This is a genomic window from Aquimarina algiphila (assembly GCF_007489275.1).
Taxonomy (GTDB): domain Bacteria; phylum Bacteroidota; class Bacteroidia; order Flavobacteriales; family Flavobacteriaceae; genus Aquimarina; species Aquimarina algiphila.
Genome location: NZ_VLNR01000139.1, coordinates 1 through 6,282, shown reverse-complemented (window position 1 = coordinate 6,282; position 6,282 = coordinate 1). Strand labels below are relative to the sequence as shown.

General features: G+C 43.3%; 1 protein-coding gene. It reads left to right on the top strand.

Translation table 11 applies throughout. The annotated features are described in order from the left end of the window. Positions 1 to 80: 80 nt before the first annotated feature. On the top strand, positions 81 to 5,387 hold the full coding sequence (locus FOF46_RS30420) for an Ig-like domain-containing protein (RefSeq protein ID WP_478209730.1): 5,307 nt from the start codon (positions 81 to 83) through the stop codon (positions 5,385 to 5,387). Positions 5,388 to 6,282: the final 895 nt, after the last annotated feature.

The window sequence follows — 6,282 nt, the reverse complement described above, 5'->3', positions numbered from 1 at the left end:
GGAGTTCAGCTAACACAGCAATCGCTACCATCAACGCAAGCACTGGACTGATTACCGGAGTAGCAGCAGGTACAGTGACCATGACCTATACAGTAAGTGGTACAGGAGGATGTCCTGATGCTACAGCAACCAGGGATGTAACCATTACCGCACCACCAGTTGCTGGAACATTATCCGGAACTCAGGAAGCATGTATTGCCGGTACGACTACCTTTAGTTCAACAGAGGCAGGAGGAAGCTGGAGTTCGGCAAACACATCAATCGCAACCATCAACGCAAGCACCGGACTGATTACCGGAGTAGCAGCGGGTACAGTGACGATGACCTATACGATAAGTGGTACAGGGGGATGTCCTAATGCTACTGCAACCAGAGATGTAACCATTACAGCACCACCAGTTGCTGGAACCCTATCCGGAACTCAAGAAGCGTGTATCGCTGGTACAACAACCTTTAGTTCAACAGAGGCTGGAGGAAGCTGGAGTTCGGCAAACACATCAATCGCAACCATCAACGCAAGCACCGGACTGATTACCGGAGTAGCAGCGGGTACGGTGACGATGACCTATACGATAAGTGGTACAGGCGGATGTCCCGATGCTACCGCAACAAGAGATGTAACCATAACAGCACCACCAGTTGCTGGAACCCTATCCGGAACTCAGGAAGCCTGTATTGCCGGTACGACTACCTTTAGCTCTACAGAGGCAGGCGGAAGCTGGAGTTCAGCTGATATTAGCATAGCAACGATTAATTCAAGCACCGGACTGATTACGGGAGTTGCAGCAGGTACGGTGACGATGACCTATACAGTAAGTGGCACAGGGGGATGTCCTGATGCTACAGCAACCAGGGATGTAACTATTACAGCACCACCAGTTGCTGGAACCCTATCCGGAACAACAGAAGCATGTATCGCCGGTACAACTACTTTTAGCTCAACAGAGGCTGGAGGAAGCTGGAGTTCAGCTAACACAGCAATCGCTACCATCAACGCAAGCACCGGACTGATTACCGGAGTAGCAGCGGGTACAGTGACCATGACCTATACGGTAAGTGGTACAGGAGGATGTCCTGATGCTACAGCAACCAGGGATGTAACCATTACCGCACCACCCACAGCGGGAACACTATCGGGAACTACCGAAGCTTGTGCAGGAAGTACGACTACTTTTAGCTCTACAGAGGCCGGCGGAAGCTGGAGTTCAGCTAACACAGCAATCGCAACCATCAACGCAAGCACCGGACTGATTACGGGAGTTGCAGCNGGAAGCTGGAGTTCAGCTGATATTAGCATAGCAACGATTAATTCAAGCACCGGACTGATTACGGGAGTTGCAGCAGGTACGGTGACGATGACCTATACAGTAAGTGGCACAGGGGGATGTCCTGATGCTACAGCAACCAGGGATGTAACCATTACCGCACCACCCACAGCGGGAACACTATCGGGAACTCAAGAAGCTTGTGCAGGAAGTACGACTACTTTTAGCTCTACAGAGGCCGGCGGAAGCTGGAGTTCAGCTAACACAGCAATCGCAACGATTAATTCAAGCACCGGACTGATTACGGGAGTTGCAGCAGGTACGGTGACCATGACCTATACAGTAAGTGGTACAGGGGGATGTCCTGATGCTACAGCAACCAGGGATGTAACTATTACAGCACCACCAGTTGCTGGAACCCTATCCGGAACAACAGAAGCATGTATCGCCGGTACAACTACTTTTAGCTCAACAGAGGCTGGAGGAAGCTGGAGTTCAGCTAACACAGCAATCGCTACCATCAACGCAAGCACTGGACTGATTACGGGAGTAGCAGCGGGTACTGTGACCATGACTTATACAGTAAGTGGCACAGGAGGATGCCCTGATGCTACTGCGACTAGAGATGTAACCATTACCGCACCACCAGTTGCTGGAACCCTATCGGGAACTCAGGAAGCATGTATCGCCGGTACGACTACCTTTAGCTCTACAGAGGCTGGAGGAAGCTGGAGTTCAGCCGATATTAGCATAGCAACGATTAATTCAAGCACTGGACTGATTACCGGAGTAGCAGCCGGTACGGTGACGATGACCTATACGGTAAGTGGTACAGGCGGATGTCCTGATGCTACTGCGATTAGGGATGTAACCATTACCGCACCACCAGTTGCTGGAACACTATCGGGAACTCAGGAAGCCTGTATTGCTGGTACGACAACCTTTAGCTCAACAGAAGCAGGAGGAAGCTGGAGTTCGGCAAACACATCAATCGCAACGATTAATTCAAGCACTGGACTGATTACGGGAGTAGCAGCGGGTACAGTGACCATGACCTATACGGTAAGTGGTACAGGAGGATGTCCTGATGCTACAGCAACCAGGGATGTAACCATTACCGCACCACCTACAGCAGGAACCCTATCGGGAACTCAGGAAGCATGTATTGCCGGTACGACTACCTTTAGCTCAACAGAAGCAGGCGGAAGCTGGAGTTCAGCTAACACAGCAATCGCTACCATCAACGCAAGCACTGGACTGATTACCGGAGTAGCAGCAGGTACAGTGACCATGACCTATACAGTAAGTGGTACAGGAGGATGTCCTGATGCTACAGCAACAAGGGATGTAACTATTACCGCACCACCCACAGCGGGAACCCTATCGGGAACTCAGGAAGCCTGTATTGCCGGTACGACTACCTTTAGTTCTACAGAAGCAGGAGGAAGCTGGAGTTCAGCCGATATTAGCATAGCAACGATTAATTCAAGTACTGGACTGATTACCGGAGTTGCAGCCGGTACAGTGACCATGACCTATACAGTAAGTGGTACAGGGGGATGTCCTGATGCTACAGCAACCAGGGATGTAACNGGTACAGTGACCATGACCTATACAGTAAGTGGTACAGGAGGATGTCCTGATGCTACAGCAACAAGGGATGTAACTATTACCGCACCACCCACAGCGGGAACCCTATCGGGAACTCAGGAAGCCTGTATTGCCGGTACGACTACCTTTAGCTCAACAGAGGCTGGAGGAAGCTGGAGTTCAACTGATATTAGCATAGCAACGATTAATTCAAGCACCGGACTGATTACGGGAGTTGCATCGGGTACGGTGACCATGACCTATACGATAAGTGGCACAGGGGGATGTCCTGATGCTACTGCGACTAGAGATGTAACTATTACCGCACCACCCACAGCAGGAACCCTATCGGGAACTCAGGAAGCCTGTATTGCCGGTACGACAACCTTTAGTTCAACAGAGGCAGGAGGAAGCTGGAGTTCAGCCGATATTAGCATAGCAACGATTAATTCAAGCACTGGACTGATTACCGGAGTAGCAGCGGGTACGGTGACCATGACCTATACGGTCAGTGGTACAGGGGGATGTCCTGATGCTACTGCGACTAGAGATGTAACTATTACCGCACCACCCACAGCAGGAACCCTATCGGGAACTCAGGAAGCCTGTATTACTGGTACGACTACCTTTAGCTCAACAGAGGCTGGAGGAAGTTGGAGTTCAGCCGATATTAGCATAGCAACGATTAATTCAAGCACCGGACTGATTACCGGAGTAGCAGCGGGTACGGTGACCATGACCTATACAGTAAGTGGTACAGGAGGATGTCCTGATGCTACTGCGACAAGGGATGTAACTATTACCGCACCACCCACAGCGGGAACATTATCCGGAACTCAGGAAGCCTGTATTGCCGGTACGACTACTTTTAGCTCAACAGAGGCAGGAGGAAGCTGGAGTTCAGCCGATATTAGCATAGCAACGATTAATTCAAGTACTGGACTGATTACGGGAGTTGCAGCCGGTACAGTGACCATGACCTATACAGTAAGTGGCACAGGGGGATGTCCTGATGCTACAGCAACCAGGGATGTAACTATTACAGCACCACCCACAGCAGGAACTCTATCCGGAACTCAGGAAGCCTGTATTGCCGGTACGACTACCTTTAGTTCAACAGAGGCAGGCGGAAGCTGGAGTTCAGCAAACACAGCAATCGCAACGATTAATTCAAGCACCGGACTGATTACGGGAGTTGCAGCAGGTACGGTGACGATGACCTATACAGTAAGTGGCACAGGGGGATGTCCTGATGCTACAGCAACCAGGGATGTAACCATAACAGCAGTACCAACTATTAGCATTACAAGCGGGCCAACTTGTTCAGCAGATAAAACAACATATTCAATGGAAGTTACTGTTAGTGGTGGGGTTGTGACAAGTACAACTGGAATAGTAACAAATGTTTCGGGTAATATATGGAGTATTACAAATATTATATCAGGAGATAATGTGGATATTACAGTAACTACTGCCAGTTGTCAAGAAATGATTTCAATAAATTCTCCTTCATGCATTACTGCTAATGATGATAATGTAATTATAGCGGGAGATACGGGTGGTAACTCGACTAATATTGTTGATAACAATGACACTATTAATGGTAATGGAGCTACTCTAGGAGTAGATGTAGTTATTACTTCCATATTAGACCCAAATCCAAGCGATGGTGTCAGTCTTGATATTGCAACAGGTGAAATATTAGTATTGCCTGGTACACCACCAGGAGATTATACAATCAGATATAGTTTATGTAGTATAGCTATACCTATTGATTGTGATGACGCGATAATAAATGTTAGAGTTGGAAATGTAAATAGTATATCAAATTTAGAATTAACCAAGGTAGGTGTTTATATAGATGCCAATAATGATAACGTTTTAAATGTAGGAGATGAAATACAATATTCTTTTACAGTTGAAAATAATGGGAATGTAGATATAACAAATATTGTTCTTATAGATCCATTAGAAGGAATAGAAGTTATCGGAGGTCCTATAGATTTGGAAGTAGGAGAAATAGATGTGAATAGTTTTACAGCTACTTATATTTTAACACAAGAAGATATACTTTTAGGAGAAGTAACCAATCAAGCAACTGTAATTGGTCAAAATCCTAATGGAGAGGATGTGACCGATATGTCAGACGATCCTTCAAATGATACTAATATTGATATAGATAATGATGGAGATTTTGAAGATGAAACAGTTACTGTAATTCGTATGGATGATGAGATTATTATATATTCTGGTGTGACTCCTAATGGGGATGGAGTTAACGATGTATTTATGATAAATGGAATAGAAAAATATGAAAATACATTAGAGGTTTATAATCGTTGGGGAGTCAAAGTATTTGAAGCTGATGATTATGGAAGAAATGATAATTTTTTCAGAGGAGTTTCTAAGGGTAGATCAACTATAAAAGAGAGTGAAGAGTTACCTGTAGGGACATATTATTATGTGCTTGAATATATTTTAGCATCTGGAGAAAGAAAAAATAAAGCAGGCTATTTATATATTCATAGATAGTAGCTTTTCAAGTTTTAATTAGTAATAATAAACTATAATAAAATGAAAAACACACATTGTTAATTTAAATAGGGTAGTCGGTACTGATTGCCCTATTTGATAAAGAATCTTTGATATTGGAAATCAAGTAGTTGAAGTAGGTTTACGGTTTTAGCGTATTTATTTTGATGTATGAGTGAAGTACCAATTAAAGTTTTATCTATAAATTTATGATGTTAAAAGAAATATAATATAATTGATATTGTTCTAAAACAATAGGTTTTTAATAGAAGAATTTTATCTTAAATATATTGTTTTCTTACCTCTTTATCATAGATTTTTGATAGTCAACTAAGTTTGTTAAAATGGCTAAAATTGATATGATAGTACAATATATTATACGGTGATATTATTTTAAAAAAAATAATACTGAAAACCATATTTTATAACAATTCAAGGAACCTTGATTTTATGAATGTATTCTTTGTTATACAAAATGATGAATAAGTATAATTGGTATTCTTCTTTTTGAAGAAAAAATAAAAAAACAATCCCGCTATTATAAAACTTTGGCGAGCTAGTAATTAGTGGGGGTCTGAGTAACGATAAATCTAATATAATAACCACTATGAGGTTTCAATTTTTTACATCATTTGATGTATGTAGTTTTTTTTCTTCAAACGATATCAATCAAGATATCAATTCAAACTCTATTCAACAACAAATAAAAGTTACCTCTAATTATTCTATATTTTTTTTAATAGGAATACTTGCTTTTTTATTATGTACATACCCGTTGTGCATTTAGAAAAAGTTGCGCAAACTGCTAAAAGGCAGTAAATTGTAGTTACGACACTATAATTCATATGCACAACTTTCAAGCAAATTACGATAAAATACTCAAGGTTTTAAAAGG